Source organism: Streptomyces sannanensis (genome assembly GCF_039536205.1).
Taxonomy (GTDB): domain Bacteria; phylum Actinomycetota; class Actinomycetes; order Streptomycetales; family Streptomycetaceae; genus Streptomyces; species Streptomyces sannanensis.
The window spans coordinates 4,134,976-4,158,284 of sequence record NZ_BAAAYL010000001.1; the positions used below are offsets into that span (position 1 = coordinate 4,134,976).

The window sequence follows — 23,309 nt, forward strand, 5'->3', positions numbered from 1 at the left end:
GGGGCGCCTGTGACAGTTATCACCGCGCCGGGGTGATCCACGATTTAGGGACATAGGTCCGCACGGGGATAACCTGCAAGACGGACATGCCGCGTACCGGGTCTCCGTGTGCGCCTTCCTTGTGACAGTGGTGTCACGTTGCCCTTCGCGGCACGCCCACGCAGACAACGAACCGCGAAAATCATGCCGCGACATTAGAAGCAAAGGGACGGACGCGCGTGGACCTGTTCGAGTACCAGGCGAGGGACCTCTTCGCCAAGCACGGTGTACCGGTGCTGGCCGGTGAAGTCATCGATACGCCTGAGGCGGCGCGCGAGGTGACCGAGCGTCTCGGCGGCCGGTCGGTCGTCAAGGCCCAGGTCAAGACCGGCGGCCGCGGCAAGGCCGGCGGCGTGAAGCTGGCCTCCGACCCGGACGACGCGGTGGAGAAGGCCGGCCAGATCCTGGGCATGGACATCAAGGGCCACACGGTCCACAAGGTGATGCTCGCGGAGACCGCGCCGGAGATCGCCGAGGAGTACTACGTCTCGTACCTCCTCGACCGCACCAACCGCACCTTCCTGGCCATGGCATCGGTCGCGGGTGGCATGGACATCGAGGAAGTCGCGGCGACGACGCCCGAGAAGCTCGCCAAGGTCCCGGTCGACGCCAATGAGGGTGTGGACCTGGCCAAGGCCCGCGAGATCGTCGAGGCCGCGAAGTTCCCGGCCGACGTCGCGGAGAAGGTCGCCGAGGTCCTGGTGACCCTGTGGACGGCCTTCATCGCCGAGGACGCCCTCCTCGTCGAGGTGAACCCGCTGGCCAAGGTCGCCGACGGCCGTGTCATCGCCCTCGACGGCAAGGTGTCGCTGGACGCGAACGCCGAGTTCCGTCAGCCGGAGCACGCCGAGCTCGAGGACAAGGCATCGGCCAACCCGCTCGAGGCCGCCGCCAAGGCCAAGGGCCTGAACTACGTCAAGCTCGACGGCGAGGTCGGCATCATCGGCAACGGCGCGGGTCTGGTCATGTCGACCCTCGACGTCGTCGCCTACGCCGGTGAGAACCACAACGGCGTCAAGCCCGCCAACTTCCTCGACATCGGCGGTGGCGCCTCCGCCGAGGTCATGGCGAACGGTCTCGAGATCATCCTCGGCGACCCGGACGTCAAGTCCGTCTTCGTCAACGTCTTCGGCGGCATCACCGCCTGCGACGCGGTCGCGAACGGCATCGTCCAGGCGCTCGAGCTCCTCGAGGCCAAGGGCGAAGAGGTCACCAAGCCGCTGGTCGTGCGCCTCGACGGCAACAACGCGGAGCTGGGTCGCCAGATCCTCGACGACCGCAAACACCCGCTGGTTCAGCGTGTGGACACCATGGACGGCGCGGCCGACAAGGCCGCCGAGCTGGCTGCTGCCGCGAAGTAAAGGGACGAGGTCACAGACACACCATGGCTATCTTCCTCACCAAGGAATCCAAGGTCATCGTCCAGGGCATGACCGGCTCCGAGGGCCAGAAGCACACCAAGCGCATGCTGGCTTCGGGCACCAACATCGTCGGCGGCGTGAACCCGCGCAAGGCCGGCACGACCGTCGACTTCGACGGCGCGGAGATCCCGGTCTTCGGCTCCGTCAAGGAGGCCATCGAGAAGACCGGCGCCGACGTCACGGTCATCTTCGTCCCGGAGAAGTTCACCAAGGACGCGGTCATCGAGGCGATCGACGCCGAGATCGGCCTCGCCGTGGTCATCACCGAGGGCGTTGCGGTCCACGACACCGCGCAGTTCTGGGCGTACGCCGGTGCCAAGGGCAACAAGACCCGCATCATCGGCCCCAACTGCCCGGGTCTCATCACCCCCGGCCAGTCGAACGCCGGCATCATCCCGGCCGACATCACCAAGCCCGGCCGCATCGGTCTCGTGTCCAAGTCCGGCACGCTGACCTACCAGATGATGTACGAGCTGCGTGACATCGGCTTCAGCTCCTGCGTCGGCATCGGCGGTGACCCGATCATCGGCACCACCCACATCGACGCGCTGAAGGCGTTCCAGGAGGACCCCGACACCGACCTGATCGTCATGATCGGTGAGATCGGTGGCGACGCCGAGGAGCGTGCGGCCGACTTCATCAAGGCCAACGTCACCAAGCCGGTCGTCGGTTACGTCGCGGGCTTCACCGCTCCCGAGGGCAAGACCATGGGTCACGCCGGCGCCATCGTGTCCGGTTCTTCTGGCACCGCACAGGCCAAGAAGGAAGCCCTGGAGGCCGTGGGCGTGAAGGTCGGCAAGACGCCGACCGAGACGGCGAAGCTGGCGCGCGCCATTCTCGCGGGCTGACTCCTCGGCGCCCGAGCAGTACGGGCGTGACGCATACGGATGGGCCCGCACCCCGGCCGGACAGCCGGGGTGCGGGCCCATCCGTATGCGGGGGACTGGTCAGCGCCACTGCGGCACCAGGCGCTCGGGGCCGCTCCCCGGCGCCGAGCGCAGCTTGTCGCGCAGCTGTTTGCCCGTCGTGATCGCCTGCGGGCCGGCCAGCGCGGGCACCCCGGGGATCGGTTCACCGGGGTGGACCCGCGGAATGTACTGCGTCGGGGCGGTGACCAGCGTGCACGCCGTCGCCCCCGTGATCACTGTGGCGAACATGATTGCCGCCCGTGTCCAGATACGGGTCCACCGCTCGCTCAGCATGCGTACCGACTCGGCGGACGGAAGCGTCACCGCGGACCCGGCCGACACGAGGTCGCCCAGTCGCTCCCGCAGCAGACCCGACTGCTCCGCCGGCGTGGCCGCGTCCGCCAGCTCCGGCAGCCGCAGGGCGATCGCGGCGCGCGCGTTCAGCAGCCGGCTCGCCGCGGCGGGCGTGCTGGCCTCGGTCTCGGCGGCCGTCTCCGGCAGATCGAGACCCAGGCCGTCGTAGAGCAGCAGCGTGCGCCGGTACGAGGCCGGAAGCTCCAGCAGTGCCTCCTGCAGCGCACGCAGGGCCGGCTCCTCCGGCGGCGGATCCGGCTGCCTGTGGGTACGGCGCATGCGGTGCCAGGGGGACAGTGCGTACTCGTGCACGGCGATGCGCACCCAGCCCGCCGGGTCACGGTCGGTCGCCACCTCGGGCCAGCGCTGCCAGGCCCGGTCGAAGGCGTGCCGCACGGCCTTCTGCGCGAGCTGCCGCCGGCCCGTGAGCAGGAATGCCTGGTGCAGAAGTGCCGTGGCGGTGAGGGCGTACAGCTCGTCGAAGGCCATGGCCGGCGTGACCCCCGTGGTTTCCGGGTCCCCGGGGGCCGCCGGGATGCGCGGCGCCTCGGCGTACCCGGGAGACCCGGGCGTGGCCGCTCGCACGCGCAGGCTGCGCCGCCCCTCGGCGCTCGGCAGCGGGGAGGTCATGCGGGACTCCAGGGACTCCAGGGACTCCAAGAGCTCCGCGCAACGACATCACTGCTACAGGCATAAATATGCATAAACATATCTTGCGCGACACAACGGTCAATTGACCGTTACAGCGATAAAGCGCGTGTCGTTGGCAGCATGGCGATGTGACCCAAGTGGCGACGTTTTTTCTGCGCGGGGCGCTCGTGGCGGGGCTCGGGCTCGGCTCGTTCGCCGTGCTCGTCATGGTGCTGTGGATCAGCTCGCCGTACCCGGACAGCGGCCCCGGGGGTGCCCTGCACATCGCCGCCGGGCTGTGGCTGCTGGCCCACGGCGCGGAGCTCGCGAGGCCGGCCGGCGCGCTCGGCGGGGCGCCCGTGCCCGTGGGAGTGACGCCCTTGCTGCTTGCCGCGCTGCCCGTGTTCCTGGCCTACCGCGCCGCGCGGGACGAGCGGGACACACCGGAGGAGTCTGTGGCCGCGGGGTCCGCCATCACTGCCGTGACCTGCGGGTATCTCGCCGTCGGCGGTGCCGCCGCGCTCTATGCGGCAGCCGGGCCGCTGCCCTCGGCCCCGCTCAGCGCCGCGCTGCATCTGCCACTGGTGGCGGCGGGGGCCGCTGTGGCCGGCGTGTGGGCCGAGAGCGGATTCCCGTCCGGGCCGCTGTCCACCTGGGTGCCGGGAGGTGTGCGGGCCGTGGCCCGGGCGGCCGCTTTCGGCGTTCTGGTGCTGGTCGTCGGCGGGGCGCTGCTGGCCGGGGTGTCGCTCGCGTGGCACGCGGGGCCGGCACGGGAATCGTTCGTGCAGCTCGCGGGGGAGTGGCCGGGCCGGATCGCGGTGCTGCTGCTGAGCGTCGCGCTGGTGCCGAACGCGGCGGTATGGGGCGCGGCATACGGCCTGGGGCCCGGTTTCGCCGCCGGTGCGGCGGTGACGGTGACCCCGCTCGCGGTTGCCGGTACGCCGGTGCTCCCTCACTTCCCACTGCTGGCCGCCGTGCCCACTCAGGCACACGGCACTCCGCTGAACTGGGCGGCCGCCGCCGTGCCGGTCGCCGGGGCGGTGGCGATCGCACGCTGCACGGTACGGGCCGCGACGGGCGGCGAGCGCCCCTGGAGCGTGGGCGAGACCGCGCTGGCCGCGGCACTGGCGGCGACCGGGTGCGCGGTGGCGGTGGCCGCGCTGGCGGCGGCGTCGGGCGGCCCGCTGGGCACGGGGCGGCTCGCCGAGTTCGGGCCGGTGTGGTGGCGGACGGGCGTTGCCGCGCTGGCCTGGATGGCGGTGCTCGCGGTGCCGGGGGCGGTCACGGTGCGGGCGTGGCGGCTGCGGGGCATCGAGCCGGTGCGGCGCGGAAAGCGCGCGCGGCACCGGGCACCGGCACGGCACCGTATGCCAAGGCTCGTACGCGTACCGGCGCCCGAGCCGAGCCACGAGGCGTACGAGTTCCTGCCGTCGGACGCTCCCGGTACCCGGCCCGGCGGACCGCCTACTGCCTGACGCCGATCGCCGGGCGCAGCCACTCCGGCAGCATCTGGTTGCAGGACACCTGGGCGGTCTTGGTCAGCGAATCGTCCACGCACGTGTAGAAGTCGCGGTACACGATCTGGGTGGTGTACGCCGTTGCCACCATCATCAGGGCGAGGGACGCCGTCACCAGTCCGCTCACCGCCGCCGTGCGCTGCGGCTTGCCGGCCTGGGGGTTTCCGTCCGGCCGCGGCTTCGGCGTGGCGCGCAGCGAACTGATGCCCCAGTACAGCGCCAGGGAGCCGAGCAGCAGCGCGATCGCGATCTGGCCGAAGAGCGCGAAGAAGAACGCCCACATGCCGGAGAGCAGGGCGTAGCGGGCGCGTCGCTGGACGGGGTCCGTGGGATCCCAGCGCAGACCGCTGCCCGGGCCGCCCGGGCCCTCGGGGCCGCCCTGGCCGCCGGGCCGGCCGCCGAAGCCGCCGGGGGCGCGGCCGGGCTGGCGGCTGCTCCACTGGCTGCCCCACACGGGCCTGTCCTCGGGGGTGTTCCCGCCGTCGCCGGGGGAGCCTGCGGAGTCCGGGGAACCCTCACCGTCCCCGGAGCCGCCGTTCGCCGGCCTGCGCGGCTGCCACGGCTGGTCGGGCCTGCCCTCCGGCGGCGGCGCGAACGGATTGTCGCTCCCCCAGCCATCGGAGCCGGAGGCCCCGGTGGACGAGGACGACCGCTCCCGCAGCACCGGTGCGCCCGCGGGACGGGCGAACGGGAGAGGGCGGAGGGCCGCGCGGCGGCGTCGGTCCGGCATGTGGTGAACGTCATCCCCTCGGACCCGGTGCGCGAGGCGCACGCCGGTCTTGTGTCGTCTCTGGCCCGTCCGGGAACAGGCCCTCTGCCCCAGACGCTACCTCCCGGCCCGGCCCCCGTCCCGTGGGGGCCGTTGGGAGTGCCGGTATCGTTGCTGACGGTCGGCGCATTCGTAGAGTTCCCCGTATCGGGGGGCGCAATTCATTCGTACGACCGCACAAGACGCAGCACCCCCGCGAGAAAGAGACCCCTGTGGCCTCCCCGCCCTCCTCCGCCCGCCCGGCCCGCATCGTGGTGCTGGTCTCCGGCTCCGGTACGAATCTCCAGGCTTTGCTCGACGCCATCGCCGCGGACCCGGACGGTTTCGGTGCCCGGATCGTCGCGGTCGGCGCCGACCGCGACGACATCACCGGTCTCGAGCGCGCCACGCGCGCCGGACTGCCCACCTTTGTCTGCAAGGTCACGGACTACGGCAGCCGCGCGGAGTGGGACGCGGCGCTGGCCGAGGCCGTCTCGGCCTACGAACCCGATCTGGTCGTCTCGGCCGGCTTCATGAAGATCGTGGGCCAGGAGTTCCTCGCACGCTTCGGCGGGCGGACCGTGAACACCCACCCCGCCCTGCTGCCCAGCTTCCCCGGGGCCCATGGCGTGCGCGACGCGCTCGCGTACGGCGCGAAGGTCACCGGGTGCACCGTTCACTTCGTCGACGACGGCGTCGACACCGGCCCGATCATCGCGCAGGGCGTGGTCGAGGTACGGGACGAGGACGACGAAGCCGCTCTCCATGAGCGCATCAAGGAAGTCGAGCGCACGCTGCTCGTCGAGGTCGTGGGTCGGCTGGCCCGCGACGGTTATCGCATCGAGGGACGAAAGGTTCATGTCGGTGAATAAAGAGGGGTCCGTGACCGCCGAAGGCAACAAGCGCCCCATCCGCCGCGCTCTGGTCAGCGTCTACGACAAGACGGGCCTGGAGGAGCTGGCCCGGGGCCTGCACGAGGCGGGCGTCCAGCTCGTGTCGACCGGTTCCACCGCCGGGAGGATCGCGGCCGCCGGGGTACCGGTCACCAAGGTCGAGGAGCTCACCGGCTTCCCCGAGTGCCTGGACGGCCGGGTCAAGACGCTGCACCCGCGCGTGCACGCCGGCATCCTCGCCGACCTGCGCCTCGAATCGCACCGCGCGCAGCTCGCCGAGCTGGGCGTCGAGCCGTTCGACCTGGTGGTCGTGAACCTCTACCCGTTCCGGGAGACCGTCGCCTCCGGCGCCACCCCCGACGAGTGCGTCGAGCAGATCGACATCGGCGGCCCGTCGATGGTCCGCGCCGCCGCCAAGAACCACCCCTCGGTCGCGATCGTCACCAGCCCCGAGCGGTACGCCGACGTCATCGCCGCGGTCAAGGACGGCGGCTTCGACCTGGCCACCCGCAAGCGACTGGCCGCGGAGGCGTTCCAGCACACCGCCGCCTACGACGTGGCGGTGGCCTCCTGGTTCGCCGGCGAGTACGCCCCGGCCGACGAGTCGTCGTTCCCCGACTTCCTGGGTGCCACGTTCGAGCGCAAGAACGTGCTCCGCTACGGCGAGAACCCCCACCAGGGCGCCGCGCTGTACGTGAACGGCCAGGGCGGGCTCGCCGAGGCCGAGCAGCTGCACGGCAAGGAGATGTCCTTCAACAACTACACGGACACCGAGGCCGCGCGCCGCGCCGCGTACGACCACTCCGAGCCCGCCGTGGCGATCATCAAGCACGCCAACCCGTGCGGCATCGCGACCGGCGCGGACGTCGCCGAGGCCCACCGCAAGGCGCACGCCTGCGACCCGCTGTCCGCCTTCGGCGGTGTGATCGCCGTCAACCGCCCGGTGTCCGTCGCCATGGCCGAGCAGGTCGCCGAGATCTTCACCGAGGTCATCGTGGCCCCGGACTACGAGGACGGCGCGGTCGAGATCCTCGCCCGCAAGAAGAACATCCGCGTGCTGCGCTGCCCCGAGGCCCCGGCCGCCCCGGTCGAGGTCAAGCCGATCGACGGCGGTGCGCTGCTCCAGGTCACCGACCGCCTCCAGGCCGCGGGCGACGACCCGGCCAACTGGACCCTGGCCACCGGTGAGGCGCTCGGCGCCGAGGAGCTCGCCGAGCTGGCCTTCGCGTGGAAGGCCTGCCGGGCCGTCAAGTCCAACGCGATCCTGCTCGCCAAGGACGGCGCCTCGGTCGGCGTCGGCATGGGCCAGGTCAACCGCGTCGACTCGGCGAAGCTCGCCGTGGAGCGCGCGGGCGCGGAGCGTGCGCAGGGCTCGTACGCCGCCTCCGACGCCTTCTTCCCGTTCCCGGACGGGCTGCAGATCCTGATCGACGCCGGCGTCAGGGCCGTGGTCCAGCCGGGCGGCTCGGTCCGCGACGAGCTGGTCGTCGAGGCCGCGCAGAAGGCGGGCGTGACCATGTACTTCACGGGTACGCGCCACTTCTTCCACTGACACATGACGGAATGACGGAAGGCCGCGCCCCGCGGAATGCGGGGCGCGGCCTTCCGCCGTGCGTTCTGCCCTTACTTCTTGATCACCAGGGTGCCGGCGGCACGGTCGTGCCAGCCCTGCAGCTTCCCGGAGTTGTCGAAGAACGGCGACAGGTAGACCAGGATCATGCCGATGTAGCAGAGGAAGGCGCCCACGATCGGGATGATCCAGCGGATGAAGCCGCCGCCGACGCCCGGGACCTGACCGGTGTTCTCCTTGACGACCTTCAGGCCCAGCGCCATCTTGCCGAGGGTGGCACCGGCGAAGGCGATCATCAGCCACTCGTACAGCAGCGTGACGAGGAAGAAGATGAGCATCATGCCGAAGAACGTGGCGATGATGCCGCCGGCCGCGTCGTCGATGCAGCTCTGGTAGCCCGGGTCCATGTAGTCGCCGCAGTCGTCGGCGCTCTTGGCGAGGCCGAACACGCCCGCGACGCCGATGGCGCTCAGGATGAAGTACAGGACGCCGATGGCCACGGCGTCGATCAGACGCGCACCGAGGCGGCGGCCCATCGTCGCGACCTGAACGGTGCCCAGACCCGCCACGTTGATGTAGCCGTTGTTCGCCTGCAGCGTGCCCGGCGCCTGAGGCGGGACCGCGCCGTACGGCTGGCCCGGCTGCTGCGGGTAGCCGTAGCCGGGCTGCGGCGGGACGCCCGGCTGCTGCGGGACGCCGGGCTGCTGCTGGGGGTAGCCGTAGCCGGGCTGGCCGCCCTGCTGGGGCTGCTGCCCATAGGGGTTGTTCGGGTCGCCGAAGCTCATCTGGGGACTTCCTCCGTTGTGCGGGGACGACGCGGCCACGCGGAGGAAACATGGAACTGATGCGGTCCGCCCCCCGGCAGTGCCCGCGGCACTGTGCCGATCATCGTTATAAAAGTCTTGTAAGTTTGTCCAGCCGGTAACTCGATGTGTTGTCCAAGTGCAACCTGGGTGAGCGGTGATCACGGTGCCGGTGCCCGGATTGGAACCGGGGCGGGTCCATCCGGGAGGATGGCGTCATGACCGCCCAGATTCTCGATGGCAAGGCCACAGCAGCCGCGATCAAGTCCGATCTGACCGCCCGCGTGGCGGCCCTCAAGGCCAAGGGCATCACCCCGGGCCTCGGCACCGTCCTGGTCGGTGACGACCCCGGCAGCCACAAGTACGTCGCCGGCAAGCACCGCGACTGCGCGGAGGTCGGTATCGCCTCCATCCAGCGCGAACTGCCCGCCACCGCCACGCAGGAGGAGATCGAGGCGGTCGTACGGGAGCTGAACGACGACCCGGAGTGCACCGGGTACATCGTGCAGCTGCCGCTGCCCAAGGGCATCGACGAGAACCGGATCCTGGAGCTGATGGACCCGGCGAAGGACGCCGACGGACTGCACCCCACGAACCTCGGCCGACTCGTCCTGAACGAGCCCGCCCCGCTGCCCTGCACGCCGTTCGGCATCGTCCAGCTGCTGCGCCGCTACGGAGTCGAACTCAACGGCGCCGAGGTCGTCGTGGTCGGCCGCGGCACCACCATCGGCCGGCCGATGCCGCTGCTGCTCACGCGCCGCTCCGAGAACTCCACGGTGACCCAGTGCCACACCGGCACCCGGGACCTGTCCGCGCACCTGCGCCGGGCCGACATCATCGTCGCCGCGGCCGGTGTGCCGCACATCGTCAAGCCCGAGGACGTCAAGCCGGGCGCGGCCGTCCTCGACGTCGGCGTCAGCCGTGACGAGAACGGCAAGATCGTCGGCGATGTCCACCCCGGTGTCGCGGAGGTCGCCGGCTGGCTCTCCCCGAACCCGGGCGGCGTCGGCCCGATGACGCGGGCCCAGCTCCTCGTCAATGTCGTCGAGGCGGCCGAGCGAGCCGCCGCGGCGAGCTGACCGACCGGAAAGGGCGAGCGCATGGCCGTACGGCCGAACGACGGAATCGGCACCGAAGCCGGTTCGAACGGGAGCGTTCCGGCACGCGGCGGCAGCCACGGCGCCGGTGACGCCGACGTGAACGGCACCGCGGCCGCCGGCGCCGACGGCCGCGACGCCACGGCGCTCGCCGCCTCCGGCGCGACCGCACACGAGGCCGCACCGGCCGTCGCGGGCCGGGACGGCCGTACGGCCACCTCGCGCGGCGGTGACGCCGCGCGAGGCACCAGCGCGGAAACGGGCGGCGCCGGGCCCGCGGCGCGGACGTCGCGGCGCTTCCAGGTCGTCACCCAGGACACCGCACGCCCCGAGGGCGGAGGGCGGGCCGCTCCCGGGGACGCGCCGGCCCCCGCGCGTCAGTGGCCGCTGCTCACCGTGATCGGCGTCGCCGGGGCCGGGCTGCTGCTCGTCGCGCTCGATCCGTTCTCCCAGGCGTTCCGGATCGGGCTGATTCTGATCGGTCTCGCCATGCTCACCGGCGCGGTGTTCCGCTGGCTGCTGCCCTCCGTGGGCATGCTTGCCGTGCGCTCCCGTTTCACGGACATCGTGACGTACGGCGCATTCGGCACCGCCATCACTCTGCTCGCGCTGATGGCGATGCCGAACCCCTGGCTGGAGCTTCCGTTCCTGGAGGCCGTGGTCCACTTCACCGTGCGTTAGCAACCCTGAGCAGCCGAGAGCGCGAGAGGGATCCCTGGAGCAGGTGTGTATCGAGACCGTCGAGGGCGGCCGGACGACCAAGGATCTGGCAGGCCTGATCGGCCCTGAGCAGCCCTGGCTGACGACCGAGCAGTTCCTGGCGGCGATCGACCGGAACCTGCGGAAGAAGCCCGCGGCCGGCTGAAGCCGGCCGCTGACGGCGCCCGTCCTCACCCCCGTGGGAGGGCGGGCGCCGTTGTATCCACAGGGTCATGGTCGCGACAAATCCCAGGCAAGAGACGCCAGTTGTCTGTGACGCGGAAGTGACCGTTCCGCCAAGCTGTAACCGGGCGGCCGGGCCGCCGTTCCGGTTTTGATGGAATGACAGATATTTCGTCGATATGCGATGCGAGTCGCGTTTGCACTCGACCGGCCCTCTGGTGTCACACCTTGGACATGTCCGATATGACAGCAAAAGGGGCTGTAAGTACGTTCATCGCAAGTCGGCTGCCCGGCCGGCGTCTGTGAGACAGAGGGAAGTGACATGCCCACGAGCACCTTCGCTGTGGCCGCTGCCGGAGTAGGCGCAGCGGTCCTGGCCACCACCGGCATCGTCTACGCCGCGACCGCCGGATCCACCCAGGCCGCCCCGTCCGTCCAGCGGGCGGCCCCGTCCGTTCAGCGGGCGGCCCCGCCTGTCCGGAAGGCGGCCCCGTCCGACCCGAAGGCGGCCCCCGCCGCCTCCGATCCGAAGGCGGCCCCCGCCGCGGCTCCCCTCGGCAGCGGTAGCGGAAAGAGGGACGAAGGCCGCGGCGAGGAGGGTCGTGGCCGTGACGAGGGGGGTCGCGGTCGCGACCACGAGCGCAGGGATCGGGGAAGGATCTACTTCAATGAACGGGAGTACTCCGCCTACGGGGACGGCTGTATCACCGCGGCCAGTGGGCTGGGCTCCAGCAGCTTCAACATCTTCAACGACAGCAAGAAAACCGTTGAGGTCTTCCGCGGGTTCACCTGCGACAACGGTGCTCCGGTCGCCGTTGTCGGCCCCTATGGCGCCACCAACGGCGTGGTGACCCCCACCGTCCACGGGGGTGCGTTCTTCGACGACGGTGTCGTGGGCAGTTTCCGCGTGATCGGCGGCTACGGCGAGTTCGGCGGCTACGACGAGTGGTGACAGTGCCACCCGGACCCCGGGAAACGCCGGCCCTCCGGAATCGGGCCGGCGTTTCCGCCCTCCCTGTTACTGCGACCGTGCCGGACAATCCCTCGACGTTCTGGACAATGCAACACCGAACGAGCATTTCGGACCGGGGGCGTGCAACGAAGAGCGTTCCGGTTCTTCGTGCTCCCGTGCGCTCCTGCCCCCGGAACTGACATCCTGGCTTGGGACATCCCCTTGGGCAGCCGGTCCTAGGGCGAAGGCGGGGGCGCGGCGGCTCGGGGGACAGACAGGCACGTACCGGGGGGACAAGGGGGAGGCAATGCCTCGTTGGAAGGCGCTACCGGAGGAACTCGATCCGCAGGTGAGGGAGTTCGCCAGCCAGCTGCGACGGCTCGTCGACCGCAGCGGACTGAGCATTTCCGCGGTGGCCGACCGTACCGGCTACAGCAAGACTTCCTGGGAGCGTTACCTCAACGGCCGGCTGCTCGCGCCCAAGGGCGCGATCATCGCGCTCGCCGACGTGACCGGCACCAACCCGGCGCATCTCGCCACCATGTGGGAGCTCGCGGAGCGCGCCTGGAGCCGTTCCGAGATGCGGCACGACATGACCATGCAGGCGATCCGGATCTCGGAGGCCCGCGCGGCGCTCGGCGAGTTCGGGCCCACCCCGGCCGCCAAGAACGGCAAGGTGCGTCCGGCGGCCGGCGCTTCCGGTACGGTCGCGCCGCCGGGAACCGGTCACGGCCAGGACCGGGGCTACTCGGCGCAGCCGCCGTCCGCCGGCGGCCCGTCCGACAGCGGAGGCGGGCGGCGCAGGGCGACGATGTTCCTGGCGGGCATCGTCGGCGCGCTGCTGCTGATCGCGGCCGCGGTGCTGCTTCTCGACCTGGGCGGCCAGGACGGCGGCAAGACGGCGAACGAGAAGCCGCCGGTCAGTCCCACCACCGCGGCCCCCGAGCTGCCGGCCGGAGTGAAGTGCGCCGGTGCCGACTGCGCGGGCCAGGACCCGGAGACCATGGGCTGCGGCGGCCAGTTCGCGACGACGACCTCCCGCGTCAAGGTGGGCGCGGCGCTCGTCGAGGTCCGATACAGCAAGACATGCGGGGCGGCGTGGGCACGTATCACCCAGGCCACACCCGGTGACAAGGTGACGATCAGCGGGGGCGCAGGGGCCGCGCAGGCCGGCACGGTCGACGCGGACAACGACGCGTACACGCCGATGGTGGCGGCGGCCGACGCCGGTACGGCCAAGGCCTGCGCGACGCTCACCACCGGTGTGAAGGGGTGCACGACGCAGCAGTGACAGCGGTAATACCGTGGGCATGTGCGGTGTCCCACAAGGGGGGCGGGGGTTGGACGCCCCCGCCTTCGGATAGCCTGGCCGCTGGGTCTCTCGACATAGAGAGATCCGGAAACAACCGGGCAGGGACACCCGCCGCCACAGCTGTCACAACGGAGATCGCCATGACCCGCACTCCTGTCAACGTCACCGTCACCGGCGCGGCCGGCCAGATCGGTTACGCGCTGCTCTTCCGCATCGCGTCCGGTCACCTGCTCGGCTCGGATGTGCCGGTCAAGCTTCGTCTCCTCGAGATCCCGCAGGGCCTGAAGGCCGCCGAGGGCACCGCCATGGAGCTCGACGACTGCGCCTTCCCGCTGCTGCGCGGCATCGAGATCACCGACGACCCGAACGTCGGCTTCGACGGCGCCAACGTCGCGCTGCTGGTCGGTGCCCGCCCGCGGACGAAGGGCATGGAGCGCGGCGACCTGCTCTCCGCCAACGGCGGCATCTTCAAGCCGCAGGGCAAGGCCATCAACGACCACGCCGCGGACGACATCAAGGTCCTGGTCGTCGGCAACCCGGCCAACACCAACGCCCTGATCGCCCAGGCCGCCGCCCCGGACGTACCGGCCGAGCGCTTCACCGCGATGACCCGCCTCGACCACAACCGCGCCATGTCGCAGCTGGCCGCGAAGACCGGCGCCACCGTCTCCGACATCAAGAAGCTGACGATCTGGGGCAACCACTCGGCCACCCAGTACCCGGACATCTTCCACGCGGAGATCGCCGGCAAGAACGCCGCCGAGGTCGTCAACGACGAGCAGTGGCTGGCCGACACCTTCATCCCGACCGTCGCCAAGCGCGGCGCCGCGATCATCGAGGCCCGTGGCGCCTCCTCGGCCGCCTCCGCCGCGAACGCCGCCATCGACCACGTCCACACCTGGGTCAACGGCACCGCCGAGGGCGACTGGACCTCCATGGGCATCCCGTCGGACGGCTCCTACGGCGTCCCGGAGGGCCTGATCTCCTCCTTCCCGGTCACCTGCAAGGACGGCAAGTACGAGATCGTCCAGGGCCTGGACATCAACGAGTTCTCCCGCACCCGCATCGACGCCTCGGTCGCCGAGCTCGCCGAGGAGCGCGACGCGGTCCGCGCGCTCGGCCTGATCTAGTACGTACGACCCGTACGACTGCCACTGTGGGGCGCCGCATTCAGCGGTGCCCCACAGTGCTGTGTACGACCGGCTTCCCCGCGCGGCGGAGCACCTGAGTCCCACAGCACGACGCGCCACCACTGTCGGGCGCCGCTCAGTCCTTCAGTATCTCGCGTGATGGTTCAGCAGATTGTTCGGCATCTTGTGTATTGCCCCAGTGGCTTACAAGGGGCTGGACGCGGTGGGCGGCCCGGTGCCGGGGGTGCAGGCGGGGGCTCGGCGGGTGAGGGAGTGGGCAGGGCGACGCCGCGCTCGACGGCGATCCTCGCCGCGATCTCCCCAGCATCGGCAGAGATGGGGGCCGGCCGAAGCAGGTCGCGCTCGGCGGCGAGGGTCGCCGCGGTGATGCCGGGACGCCTTTCCGCGCTGGGCGGCCGCCTGACGGTGCCACCCCCACCTGCGGGTTCGTGCCGGGTGCGGCACTTCGGCCTGACGGCGTGTGCAGGGAACAGGGGATCGTCGTGGCTCGAGTGCGCCACGAAGCGCGAGAACGGGAAGAGGGGACTGCTGGTGAGGTGGCTCGAAACGGACTTTGGCCTGTATGTGCTGTGCCCGAATGCGTATGTGGCGGACTGGGATGGCACCGAGGCTGACGCGGTGGCTGCCGATTCAGTCGGCAAGATCAGTCTGCCGGGCCATGGCGACGTCGTGACGCTGGGGGGTGAACCCCTCCCCATCGCCTATATCCAGCATGCCATGACGTTCGTTCGCTGGGTGGCCGCCGATGACGATCAAGGACTGGAGCGGGCGGTGGAGGCCGCCAGGGAATCCTCGGACTGGCAGGACCTCTTCGAGATTGCCCTCGAAGGCCGGTACACGCTCTTGGACTCTGCGATGCGTGGGAGTGATGTCAGTGATTCGGACATCTTCCGCATCGACGTTCCGAAGGGAAAATACCGAGTGCAGTCTCTTTCCATCTTCCCGGGCGATGAATCGGAGTTCCGGCTCGACCGGCTTATCCTCGCCTGACCCCTATTCCTTCTGTGCTGATCATTCGGAAGGGGGCGCGCAGCTGCGGACCAAGCGGACTATTCTGTCGAGTCGAGCCTGCGAGGAGGAGCCGATGACCACAGCGCCCATCGCCGACTCGGGTATCCCGCCCATGCCCGAGCGCAATCCCAAGGCCCTGCGCGCCGCCATCGCGGAGAACGCTCCTGCTCTCCTGCCTGATTTCGATGCCCACTGGCAGCGCGCGATCGCCGACACCTTCGACCTCGCGCCGGTCCCAGCGTTCCTGGCCCGCTGGTGGGGCGAGTACGCCATCGCGCGCGACCCGCTTCTGGAGGCCAAGGTGCGCCGCCTGGAAGACGAGGCCGCTCAAGCGGCCGACATCGACCGCGCCAGGGCGCTCCTCGAAGAAGCCGGACACCTCCGCCGAGAAGCCCGACAGGTGGAACCCGGACAGTGACCGACGACTTCATGGGCCCGCCCTGGCAGGCGGACTGGGTGGAGGAATGCGCCGCCTACCGGGACTCGCTTCCCGAGCACGTACGCAAGACGATCAGGGATGGCATGGCCGAACTGGTCACTGCCCGGAACCCGTACCTGCCTGACGACGAGCTGCCAGAAGGTTTCCACCTCGAACCGGCCAGGTCGACCCGCCCCCGGGGGCCCCACATCCTGAACTTCGATCATGGCCGGGGATGGCTCCGCTTCGTTTCCGTACGCCGTGTCGAAGACCCGCAGATCGTCGTGGAAGAACTGTTCTGGCAGTGATGGCGATGGCAGTGGGCTTCTTCAGGGCCGGCCCGTAGCCGCCGGAGCCGGCCCGCCGCACGGTGCGCGTCAGCGTACGGGGCCGTATTCCTGAGCGATCTCCGCTACGGCCGCCATCGCGCGGCGGTGCAGGCCGGGGCCGAACGTGACGCGGGTGGCGCCCAGTTCGCCGAGTCGCTGCGGCGACGGGCCGCCGGGCAGGGCGAGTGCGTTCAGCGGGGCCGGGATCGCGGCGGCCAGCACCTTCAGCTCCTCGGTCGGGGCCATGATCGGGTAGATGCAGTCGACTCCCGCCTCCACGTACAGCAGCGCGCGGGCGACCGCCTCGGCCGGGTCGGTGACGCCATGCAGGAACGTGTCCACGCGGGCGTTGACGAAGAGCCGGTCGCCCGCCTCGGCCCGTACCTCGGCCAGCCACTCCGCATGGGCGTGCGGGTCCTTGAGGACGCCCCCGGAGGAGTCCTCCAGGTTGCAGCCGACCGCACCGGTGTCCAGGATCCGGGCCACCAGTTCCTTCGGCGCGAGGCCATAGCCGTCCTCGACATCGGCCGACACCGGGATGTCCACCGCACGGGCGATACGGGCCACGGCCGCGAACATCTCGTCGGCCGGGGTCTCCCCGTCCTCGTACCCCAGCGACGCCGACACCCCCGCGCTCGGCGTGGCCAGGGCGGGGAAGCCGGCATCGGCGAAGACCCGGGCACTGGCCGCGTCCCACGGGCCGGGCAGGACGAGCGTCCGCCCGGTGTGGTGCAGGGCCCGGAACTCGGCGGCAGTCATGTCAGAGCCCCTTGTACTTGCCGGGCTTGTAGTGACCGGGCACCATGCGGGTGCTCACCGCGAAGCGGTTCCAGGCGTTGATCGCGGTGATCGCCGCGATGAGCTGGGACAGTTCGGTCTCGTCGAAGTGCTTGGCCGCCTTCTCGAACACCTCGTCCGGAACGAAACCGTCCGTCAGGACGGTGACGGCCTCGGTGAGTTCGATCGCGGCGATCTCCTTCGCCGTGTAGAAGTGCTTCGATTCCTCCCAGGCGCTCAGCTGCACGATCCGCTCGACGGACTCGCCGGCCGCGAGGGCGTCCTTGGTGTGCATGTCGATACAGAAGGCGCAGTGGTTGATCTGCGAGGCACGGATCTTGACGAGTTCGTAGAGCGCCGGGTCGAGGTCCTTCCTGGCCGCGATGTCCAGGTTGACCATGGCCTTGTACACGTCGGGGGCGTGCTTGGCCCACTGCAGGCGGGGGGTGTGTTCGGGCAGGTATTCCGGGTTCGCTGTGGTCATGTGGACGAACCTAGGCGACCGGTAGCCCAGGAGTATGGTCCACTTCCATGACGGATTCCCGGGCCACTCTTACGGGCGTAGATCTCCACATCGAGCCGGCCGGCTCCGGTCTGCGTACGGGCCTGATGGACGCGCTGCGCGAGGCGGTGCGCACCGGCAGGCTGGCCCCCGGCACCCGGCTGCCCTCCTCCCGCTCCCTCGCCGCCGACCTCGGCATCGCCCGGAACACCGTCGCCGACGCCTACGCCGAACTGGTCGCCGAGGGCTGGCTCACCGCCCGGCAGGGTTCCGGCACACGGGTCGCCCAGCGGTCCGCGCCGCGCCGGCCTGTACCTGCCCCCGCACCCCGCAGACCGGCCCGCCGGCGTCCGGCGTACAGCCTGATGCCCGGCCAACCCGACCTCGCCTCCTTCCCCCGCGCGGAGTGGCTCAAGGCGGCCCGCCGGGCGCTGACGGCGGCGCCCAACGAGGCCTTCGGATACGGAGATCCGTGCGGCCGCGTGGAGCTGCGCACCGTGCTCGCCGACTATCTGGCGCGGGCGCGCGGCGTGTATGCCGAGCCGGACCGGATCGTCGTCTGCTCCGGTTTCGTGCACGGGCTGATGCTGATGGCCAAGGTGCTGCGGCGGCGGCGGCGCGTGCGTGAGGTGGCGGTCGAGTCGTACGGGCTCGATGTGCACTGGGACCTGCTCAGGGAGCGCGGACTGAGGCTGCCCGCCCTGCCGCTCGACGGCCTCGGCACGCGCACGGACGCACTGGGCGCCCAGGGCGCGGTGCTGATGACACCCGCGCACCAGTTCCCCATGGGCATACCGCTGCCGCCGGACCGGCGCGCCGCCGCCGTGGACTGGGCGCGCGGCACCGGCGGGCTGATCCTGGAGGACGACTACGACGGGGAGTTCCGCTACGACCGTCAGCCCGTCGGTGCCCTCCAGGGTCTTGACCCGGACCGTGTCGTCTACCTCGGCACGGCGAGCAAGTCCCTCGCCCCCGGCCTGCGGCTGGCCTGGATGGTGCTGCCCGACGAGCTGGTGGGCGAGGTGGCCGAGGCGAAGGGCGGGGTCGACTGGGTGTCCAGTGCGCTGGACCAGCTGACCCTCGCGGAGTTCATCGCCTCCGGCGCGTACGACCGCCATGTGCGCGGCATGCGGCAGCGCTATCGGCGCCGCCGCGACCAGCTCGTCGCGGCCCTCGCCGAACGCGCCCCGGACATCCGGGTCACCGGCATCGCGGCCGGTCTGCACGCCGTTCTCGAACTCCCGCCGGGCACCGAGCGTTCCGTCGTCCAGGCCGCGGCCTACCAGGGGCTGGCCCTGGAGGGCCTCTCCCGCTTCCGTCACCCCTCCACCGAGGCGCCGGCCGGAGACGCGCTGGTCGTCGGCTACGCCACCCCTCCGGACAGCGCCTGGACGGGCACGCTCGACGCACTGTGCCGGGCGCTGCCGTAGTGTGTGCCGCGTTCACCGAAGGAGCAGGGGAGGGGCGCGAATGCGCAGGCTGAGGTCGAGTGCGGTGGTGCTCGGCGGCGTGGGGGTCCTCGCGGCGGCGCTCACGTCGTGCGGTTCGGAGCCCGACCGGCGTTGCGTCGATCCGGTGTCCAGGGACGTCCTCCCGAAGAAGGAGTGCAAGTCCGGCGGCAGCGGCACGTACTACTACGGCGGCAAGGTCAAGAACGGCCGGGTCGAGGGCGGCAGCTTCGACAAGTCGGCGGTCGACCGCGGCGGCTTCGGCGGCTCGGGCTCCGGCGGCGGCTGAGCGGGCACACCACCATGGAACGTCACACCATCGAGCCCCGGCCCGGCTGGCAGCAGACCGTGGAGCGGCAGGGGCTGATCTATCCGCTGACCCGTTACTCCGACGACTCGCTGCGCCCCTACTGGGACGAGAGCGCCTACTACTCCTTCTCGCTCTCCGAGGTGGAGGCGCTGGAGCAGACCGTCGAGGAGCTGCACGCCATGTGCCTGGCCGCCGCCGCGCACATCGTCGAGCGGGAGCGTTTCGCCGAGCTCGGCATCACCGACCCGCGGCTCGCCGGGCTGGTCGCCGAGTCCTGGCGGCGCCGCGCCGAACTGCCCTCCCTCTACGGGCGGTTCGATCTGCGCTACGACGGTACGGGCCCGGCGAAAATGCTGGAGTACAACGCCGACACCCCCACCTCACTGGTGGAGGCCGCGAGCCCGCAGTGGTTCTGGATGGAGGAGCGCTTCCCGGGCGCCGACCAGTGGAACTCCCTGCACGAACGCCTCGTCGACGCCTGGAAGCGGCAGGCGGCCCTCCTTCCGCCCGGCCCGGTCCACTTCGCCCACACCGAGGCGGACGAGCTCGGCGAGGACCTGATGACGGTGGCGTATCTGCGCGAGACCGCCGAGCAGGCGGGGCTCGACACCGAGCAGCTGTCGGTGGAGCGGATCGGCTGGGACCGGCTCAGCGGCCGGTTCGTCGACGAACGGCTGCGCTTCATCCGCAGCTGCTTCAAGCTCTACCCGTGGGAGTGGCTGGCCACGGACCGTTTCGGCCCGTACGTCCTGGACACCCTCGACAACGGTGGCGGATCCGGCAGCACCTGCTGGATCGAGCCGGCCTGGAAGATGCTGCTGTCCAACAAGGCGCTGCTGGCGATCCTGTGGGAGCTGTATCCGGGGCATCCGAATCTGCTGCCGGCGTATCTGGACGGGCCGCGTGAGCTGGCGCGTACGACGGGATACGTGTCCAAGCCGCTGCTCGGCCGCGAGGGCGCGGGCGTCACCGTGCACGAACCCGGCGTCGCCCCCGTCGTCGACGAAGCAATGCCGTCAGACACACGGGACGAGCCCGTCTGTTACCAGGAGCTGGCCCCGCTGCCCGACTTCGACGGCAACCGGGTGGTGCTCGGCGCCTGGGTCGTCGAGGACGAGGCGGCGGGGCTCGGCATCCGCGAGTCGTCGGGGCTGGTCACGGACGAGTACGCGCGCTTCCTGCCCCACGTCGTCCTCTAGCTCACGTCTCACGCCCCACTGAGCACCGCGCGCAGCTGGTCCAGGCCCCAGTCCAGGTCCTCCTTGCTGATGACCAGCGGCGGGGCGAGCCGGATCGTGTGGCCGTGCGTGTCCTTGACCAGGACTCCGCGGTCCAGCAGCTTCTCGGAGATCTCCCGGCCGGTGCCGCGGCTCGGCGCGATGTCCACGCCCGCCCACAGTCCGCGGCCGCGGACGGCCTCCACCGCGCCGCCGCCGATCAGCGGGTTCAGCTCGGCGTGCAGATGCTCGCCGAGTTCGGTGGCGCGCTGCTGGTACTCGCCGGTGCGCAGCATCGCGATCACCTCCAGGGCGACCGCGCAGGCGAGTGGGTTCCCGCCGAAGGTGGAGCCGTGCTCGCCGGGCTTGAAGACGCCCAGGATCCCCGCGTCGGCCACCACCGCCGACACCGGCACCACACCCCCGCCGAGCGCCTTGCCGAGGACGTACATGTCCGGGACCACGCCCTCGTGCTCGCAGGCGAAGGTCTTCCCGGTGCGGCCGAGGCCGGACTGGATCTCGTCCGCGATGAACAGGACGTTCCGTTCGCGGGTCAGCTCGCGGACGCCCGCCAGATAGCCGTGCGGCGGCACCAGCACCCCGGCCTCGCCCTGGATCGGCTCCAGCAGCACCGCCACCGTGTTGGCACTCATGGCGTGGCTCAGAGCGGTGAGGTCGCCGTAGGGGACGATCTCGAAGCCCGGGGTGTACGGCCCGAAGTCCTCGCGTGCCTCGTGGTCGGTGGAGAAGGACACGATCGTGGTCGTACGGCCGTGGAAGTTGTTGGCCGCCACGATGATCTTCGCCTGGCCCGGCGGCACCCCCTTCACCTTGTAACCCCACTTGCGGGCGGTCTTCAGCGCGGTCTCCACCGCCTCCGCCCCGGTGTTCATGGGCAGCACCATGTCCTTGCCGCACAGCGCGGCGAGCTGGGTGCAGAAGTCGGCGAACCGGTCGTGGTGGAAGGCGCGCGAGGTGAGGGTGACCCGTTCCAGCTGGGCCTTGGCGGCATCGATCAGCCGCCGGTTGCCGTGTCCGAAGTTGAGCGCGGAGTACCCGGCGAGCATGTCGAGGTAGCGGCGCCCCTCGACATCGGTCATCCAGGCGCCCTCCGCCGAGGCGACCACGACGGGCAGCGGGTGGTAGTTGTGCGCACTGTGCGCCTCCGCGGCGGCGATGGCTCCCGCGGTGGAGGACGGCCAGGACTGTGCGGTCGATGCAGTCGGTGTCGACACGGGTTCTCCGTTCGTCCTGCGGCATGGTGGGCGTGAGGGTGAGCCCATTTCTATCGTCGCTCGCATGCCGGACACGGAAACCTTCCGGCGTGTGCGGCCACTAGGGTGGGAGTACGCACGGCGACTGGCGTACGGGGAAGGGACCCCGGGGAAGCCGTGCGGGGCAAGTCGATCGAGGTACCGCTCGCCTGGGTGCCGCCGGTTCCACGACCGAAACGACGGACCGCCCCGGAGGACGCCATGACTCTCCCGCTCTCCCATCCCGCCCTGGCCGCTGCCGACCCCGAGCTGGCGGTGCTGGTGGCCGCCGAGGAACGGCTCCAGGCCGACACCCTGCGACTGATCCCCAGTGAGAACTACGTGTCGCAGGCGGTTCTGGAGGCCTCCGGCACAGTCCTGCAGAACAAGTACAGCGAGGGATACCCCGGGCGGCGTTACTACGAAGGCCAGCAGAACATCGACCGGGTCGAGCAGCTCGCCATCGACCGGGCGACGGCCCTGTTCGGCGTCGACCACGCCAATGTCCAGCCCTACTCGGGCTCCCCGGCCAACCTCGCGGTCTACCTCGCCTTCGCCGAGCCCGGCGACACCGTCATGGGCATGGCCCTGCCGATGGGCGGCCACCTCACCCACGGCTGGGGTGTCTCCGCGACCGGCAAGTGGTTCCGCGGGGTCCAGTACGGCGTGCGCAAGGACGACGGGCGCATCGACTTCGACGAGGTGCGGGAGCTCGCCCTCAAGGAGCGCCCGAAGGTGATCTTCTGCGGTGGCACCGCGCTGCCCCGCACCATCGACTTCGCGGCCTTCGGGGAGATCGCCCGCGAGGCCGGTGCCGTACTGGTCGCGGATGTGGCGCACATCGCCGGCCTGATCGCGGGCGGCGCCCACCCGTCGCCCGTACCGCACGCCGACGTGATCTCCACGACCACCCACAAGACCCTGCGCGGTCCGCGCGGCGCGATGCTGATGTGCCGCGAGGAGTACGCCAAGGCCGTCGACAAGGCCGTCTTCCCAGGACTCCAGGGCGGCCCGCACAACCAGACCACCGCCGCCATCGCCGTCGCCCTGCACGAGGCGGCCCAGCCGTCCTTCCGCGACTACGCCGCCTCGGTCGTCGCCAATGCCAAGGCCCTCGCCGAGGAGCTGGTGGAACGGGGCTTCGATCTGGTCTCGGGCGGTACGGACAACCATCTGATCCTCATGGACCTCACCAACAAGGACGTCCCCGGGAAGGTGGCGGCGAAGGCCCTGGACCGGGCCGGGATCGTGGTCAACTACAACACCGTGCCGTACGACCCCAGGAAGCCTTTCGATCCCTCCGGCATCCGCATCGGCACGCCGTCGCTGACCTCGCGCGGCCTGGACGTCCAGCACATGGCCTCCGTGGCCGACTGGATCGACCGGGGTGTCACCGCTTCCCGCACCGGTGACGAGGAGGCGCTGGCCGCGATCCGCGCAGAGGTCGCCGAGCTGATGGCCGTCTATCCGGCGCCGGGCCTGCCGGTCAACTGACGGAACCGGGCGCTCCGGACCGGCGTGGCGAGTGAGCCGAAGGGGCGCGCCACCACGCGCCGGAGGCGCATATCGACGCTGTGAAAGGGAGAGGGGGCTGCCTCTGGGGGCACCCCCTGCTGCCTCTGGGGGTGCCCCCAGAGGCAGCCCCGCTGCGTTGGCCGAAAACCCGAGTAACGCTGCTACGAGGGTCTTCGGCCGCCTTGCGATCGCACGCACCGGACGCCGCTCCTCGACGGGCAAACGTTGCCGGTCGCGGCACCGGCCAGAACC

24 protein-coding genes and 1 riboswitch are annotated in these 23,309 nt (G+C 70.8%); of the genes, 18 read left to right on the plus strand and 6 right to left on the minus strand.

The window, feature by feature from the left end:
* The first annotated feature begins 218 nt into the window (after positions 1 to 218).
* Positions 219 to 1,400: an ADP-forming succinate--CoA ligase subunit beta gene (gene sucC, locus ABD858_RS19635; RefSeq protein WP_345039329.1), complete on the plus strand. Its 1,182-nt coding sequence runs from the start codon at positions 219 to 221 to the stop codon at positions 1,398 to 1,400.
* Between the two features lie 23 nt (positions 1,401 to 1,423).
* Complete coding sequence (sucD, locus tag ABD858_RS19640) at positions 1,424 to 2,308, plus strand: succinate--CoA ligase subunit alpha (protein WP_345039331.1); 885 nt, start codon at positions 1,424 to 1,426, stop codon at positions 2,306 to 2,308.
* A 99-nt stretch (positions 2,309 to 2,407) separates the two neighbouring features.
* Here sucD and ABD858_RS19645 read toward each other — a convergent pair whose 3' ends face one another.
* Positions 2,408 to 3,352, minus strand: a complete 945-nt coding sequence (locus ABD858_RS19645) for a sigma factor-like helix-turn-helix DNA-binding protein (protein ID WP_345039333.1) — start codon at positions 3,350 to 3,352, stop codon at positions 2,408 to 2,410.
* A gap of 149 nt (positions 3,353 to 3,501) precedes the next feature.
* On the opposite strand from ABD858_RS19645, the gene ABD858_RS19650 reads away from it, so the two are divergent.
* Positions 3,502 to 4,827 (plus strand): cell division protein PerM, encoded by a 1,326-nt coding sequence (locus ABD858_RS19650; RefSeq protein WP_345039336.1) that lies wholly within the window; start codon positions 3,502 to 3,504, stop codon positions 4,825 to 4,827.
* Here the strand turns inward: ABD858_RS19650 and ABD858_RS19655 are convergent.
* Entirely contained in the window at positions 4,817 to 5,599 is a 783-nt protein-coding gene (locus ABD858_RS19655; protein WP_345039338.1) for a hypothetical protein, read from the minus strand. The two genes, ABD858_RS19650 and ABD858_RS19655, sit on opposite strands and share 11 nt — an antisense overlap.
* 251 nt (positions 5,600 to 5,850) lie before the next feature.
* Between ABD858_RS19655 and purN the strand changes: the two genes are divergently transcribed.
* The gene (gene purN / locus ABD858_RS19660; RefSeq protein ID WP_345039340.1) at positions 5,851 to 6,489 is read left to right on the plus strand and encodes a phosphoribosylglycinamide formyltransferase; all 639 of its coding nucleotides are present in this window, start codon (positions 5,851 to 5,853) and stop codon (positions 6,487 to 6,489) included.
* A gap of 10 nt (positions 6,490 to 6,499) precedes the next feature.
* Positions 6,500 to 8,062: a bifunctional phosphoribosylaminoimidazolecarboxamide formyltransferase/IMP cyclohydrolase gene (gene purH, locus ABD858_RS19665; RefSeq protein ID WP_345039343.1), complete on the plus strand. Its 1,563-nt coding sequence runs from the start codon at positions 6,500 to 6,502 to the stop codon at positions 8,060 to 8,062.
* Between the two features lie 71 nt (positions 8,063 to 8,133).
* Here the strand turns inward: purH and ABD858_RS19670 are convergent, their stop codons facing one another.
* Positions 8,134 to 8,865, minus strand: coding sequence for an RDD family protein (locus ABD858_RS19670; protein WP_345039345.1), 732 nt, complete (start codon positions 8,863 to 8,865; stop codon positions 8,134 to 8,136).
* Between the two features lie 236 nt (positions 8,866 to 9,101).
* Between ABD858_RS19670 and ABD858_RS19675 the strand changes: the two genes are divergently transcribed.
* From ABD858_RS19675 to ABD858_RS19715, 9 genes are all read left to right on the plus strand, one after another.
* Positions 9,102 to 9,962, plus strand: a complete 861-nt coding sequence (locus ABD858_RS19675; RefSeq protein WP_345039347.1) for a bifunctional methylenetetrahydrofolate dehydrogenase/methenyltetrahydrofolate cyclohydrolase — start codon at positions 9,102 to 9,104, stop codon at positions 9,960 to 9,962.
* A gap of 21 nt (positions 9,963 to 9,983) precedes the next feature.
* Complete coding sequence (locus ABD858_RS19680; RefSeq protein ID WP_345039349.1) at positions 9,984 to 10,661, plus strand: DUF3017 domain-containing protein; 678 nt, start codon at positions 9,984 to 9,986, stop codon at positions 10,659 to 10,661.
* Positions 10,662 to 10,704: 43 nt separating this feature from the next.
* A complete protein-coding gene (locus ABD858_RS19685) occupies positions 10,705 to 10,845 on the plus strand; it encodes a hypothetical protein (protein ID WP_425586229.1) in 141 nt (46 codons plus the stop codon).
* Positions 10,846 to 11,184: 339 nt separating this feature from the next.
* The gene (locus tag ABD858_RS19690) at positions 11,185 to 11,814 is read left to right on the plus strand and encodes a hypothetical protein (RefSeq protein WP_345039350.1); all 630 of its coding nucleotides are present in this window, start codon (positions 11,185 to 11,187) and stop codon (positions 11,812 to 11,814) included.
* A gap of 307 nt (positions 11,815 to 12,121) precedes the next feature.
* Complete coding sequence (locus tag ABD858_RS19695; protein WP_345039351.1) at positions 12,122 to 13,105, plus strand: XRE family transcriptional regulator; 984 nt, start codon at positions 12,122 to 12,124, stop codon at positions 13,103 to 13,105.
* 161 nt (positions 13,106 to 13,266) lie between these two features.
* The gene (locus ABD858_RS19700) at positions 13,267 to 14,256 is read left to right on the plus strand and encodes a malate dehydrogenase (RefSeq protein ID WP_345039352.1); all 990 of its coding nucleotides are present in this window, start codon (positions 13,267 to 13,269) and stop codon (positions 14,254 to 14,256) included.
* Positions 14,257 to 14,808: 552 nt separating this feature from the next.
* Positions 14,809 to 15,267 carry an Imm21 family immunity protein gene (locus tag ABD858_RS19705; protein WP_345039353.1) on the plus strand — a complete coding sequence of 153 codons (459 nt, stop codon included), beginning with the start codon at positions 14,809 to 14,811 and terminating at the stop codon, positions 15,265 to 15,267.
* Between the two features lie 94 nt (positions 15,268 to 15,361).
* Complete coding sequence (locus tag ABD858_RS19710) at positions 15,362 to 15,706, plus strand: DUF6247 family protein (protein ID WP_345039355.1); 345 nt, start codon at positions 15,362 to 15,364, stop codon at positions 15,704 to 15,706.
* Positions 15,703 to 16,014 (plus strand): hypothetical protein, encoded by a 312-nt coding sequence (locus ABD858_RS19715; RefSeq protein WP_345039357.1) that lies wholly within the window; start codon positions 15,703 to 15,705, stop codon positions 16,012 to 16,014. The genes ABD858_RS19710 and ABD858_RS19715 overlap by 4 nt, the downstream gene beginning before the upstream one ends.
* A 69-nt stretch (positions 16,015 to 16,083) precedes the next feature.
* Here the strand turns inward: ABD858_RS19715 and ABD858_RS19720 are convergent, their stop codons facing one another.
* The gene (locus tag ABD858_RS19720; protein WP_345039359.1) at positions 16,084 to 16,794 is read right to left on the minus strand and encodes an isocitrate lyase/PEP mutase family protein; all 711 of its coding nucleotides are present in this window, start codon (positions 16,792 to 16,794) and stop codon (positions 16,084 to 16,086) included.
* A gap of 1 nt (position 16,795) precedes the next feature.
* Complete coding sequence (locus ABD858_RS19725; RefSeq protein ID WP_345039361.1) at positions 16,796 to 17,296, minus strand: carboxymuconolactone decarboxylase family protein; 501 nt, start codon at positions 17,294 to 17,296, stop codon at positions 16,796 to 16,798.
* 47 nt (positions 17,297 to 17,343) lie between these two features.
* On the opposite strand from ABD858_RS19725, the gene pdxR reads away from it, so the two are divergent.
* Genes pdxR through ABD858_RS19740 form a run of 3 tightly spaced genes read left to right on the plus strand, consistent with a single transcriptional unit; the run spans position 17,344 to position 20,271 of the window.
* Positions 17,344 to 18,744 carry a MocR-like pyridoxine biosynthesis transcription factor PdxR gene (gene pdxR / locus ABD858_RS19730; RefSeq protein WP_345039363.1) on the plus strand — a complete coding sequence of 467 codons (1,401 nt, stop codon included), beginning with the start codon at positions 17,344 to 17,346 and terminating at the stop codon, positions 18,742 to 18,744.
* A gap of 40 nt (positions 18,745 to 18,784) precedes the next feature.
* Positions 18,785 to 19,051 (plus strand): hypothetical protein, encoded by a 267-nt coding sequence (locus ABD858_RS19735; protein ID WP_345039365.1) that lies wholly within the window; start codon positions 18,785 to 18,787, stop codon positions 19,049 to 19,051.
* 14 nt (positions 19,052 to 19,065) lie between these two features.
* Positions 19,066 to 20,271 (plus strand): glutathionylspermidine synthase family protein, encoded by a 1,206-nt coding sequence (locus tag ABD858_RS19740; RefSeq protein WP_345039367.1) that lies wholly within the window; start codon positions 19,066 to 19,068, stop codon positions 20,269 to 20,271.
* Positions 20,272 to 20,279: 8 nt separating this feature from the next.
* Here ABD858_RS19740 and rocD read toward each other — a convergent pair whose 3' ends face one another.
* Entirely contained in the window at positions 20,280 to 21,572 is a 1,293-nt protein-coding gene (gene rocD, locus ABD858_RS19745) for an ornithine--oxo-acid transaminase (RefSeq protein ID WP_345044704.1), read from the minus strand.
* A gap of 62 nt (positions 21,573 to 21,634) precedes the next feature.
* A riboswitch (ZMP/ZTP riboswitch) is annotated at positions 21,635 to 21,725 on the plus strand.
* Between the two features lie 39 nt (positions 21,726 to 21,764).
* On the opposite strand from rocD, the gene ABD858_RS19750 reads away from it, so the two are divergent.
* Positions 21,765 to 23,036, plus strand: a complete 1,272-nt coding sequence (locus ABD858_RS19750) for a serine hydroxymethyltransferase (RefSeq protein WP_345039368.1) — start codon at positions 21,765 to 21,767, stop codon at positions 23,034 to 23,036.
* Positions 23,037 to 23,309: the final 273 nt, after the last annotated feature.

Excerpts from the sequence above, each read along its gene's own strand:
- sucD (WP_345039331.1), top strand. The coding sequence starts at position 1,424 with ATGGCTATCTTCCTCACCAAGGAATCCAAGGTCATCGTCCAGGGCATG.
- ABD858_RS19645 (WP_345039333.1), bottom strand. The coding sequence starts at position 3,352 with ATGACCTCCCCGCTGCCGAGCGCCGAGGGGCGGCGCAGCCTGCGCGTG.
- ABD858_RS19655 (WP_345039338.1), bottom strand. The coding sequence starts at position 5,599 with ATGCCGGACCGACGCCGCCGCGCGGCCCTCCGCCCTCTCCCGTTCGCC.
- ABD858_RS19670 (WP_345039345.1), bottom strand. The coding sequence starts at position 8,865 with ATGAGCTTCGGCGACCCGAACAACCCCTATGGGCAGCAGCCCCAGCAG.
- ABD858_RS19675 (WP_345039347.1), top strand. The coding sequence starts at position 9,102 with ATGACCGCCCAGATTCTCGATGGCAAGGCCACAGCAGCCGCGATCAAG.
- ABD858_RS19680 (WP_345039349.1), top strand. The coding sequence starts at position 9,984 with ATGGCCGTACGGCCGAACGACGGAATCGGCACCGAAGCCGGTTCGAAC.
- ABD858_RS19690 (WP_345039350.1), top strand. The coding sequence starts at position 11,185 with ATGCCCACGAGCACCTTCGCTGTGGCCGCTGCCGGAGTAGGCGCAGCG.
- ABD858_RS19695 (WP_345039351.1), top strand. The coding sequence starts at position 12,122 with ATGCCTCGTTGGAAGGCGCTACCGGAGGAACTCGATCCGCAGGTGAGG.
- ABD858_RS19700 (WP_345039352.1), top strand. The coding sequence starts at position 13,267 with ATGACCCGCACTCCTGTCAACGTCACCGTCACCGGCGCGGCCGGCCAG.
- ABD858_RS19710 (WP_345039355.1), top strand. The coding sequence starts at position 15,362 with ATGACCACAGCGCCCATCGCCGACTCGGGTATCCCGCCCATGCCCGAG.
- ABD858_RS19720 (WP_345039359.1), bottom strand. The coding sequence starts at position 16,794 with ATGACTGCCGCCGAGTTCCGGGCCCTGCACCACACCGGGCGGACGCTC.
- ABD858_RS19725 (WP_345039361.1), bottom strand. The coding sequence starts at position 17,296 with ATGACCACAGCGAACCCGGAATACCTGCCCGAACACACCCCCCGCCTG.
- pdxR (WP_345039363.1), top strand. The coding sequence starts at position 17,344 with ATGACGGATTCCCGGGCCACTCTTACGGGCGTAGATCTCCACATCGAG.
- ABD858_RS19735 (WP_345039365.1), top strand. The coding sequence starts at position 18,785 with ATGCGCAGGCTGAGGTCGAGTGCGGTGGTGCTCGGCGGCGTGGGGGTC.
- ABD858_RS19740 (WP_345039367.1), top strand. The coding sequence starts at position 19,066 with ATGGAACGTCACACCATCGAGCCCCGGCCCGGCTGGCAGCAGACCGTG.
- rocD (WP_345044704.1), bottom strand. The coding sequence starts at position 21,572 with ATGGGCTCACCCTCACGCCCACCATGCCGCAGGACGAACGGAGAACCC.
- ABD858_RS19750 (WP_345039368.1), top strand. The coding sequence starts at position 21,765 with ATGACTCTCCCGCTCTCCCATCCCGCCCTGGCCGCTGCCGACCCCGAG.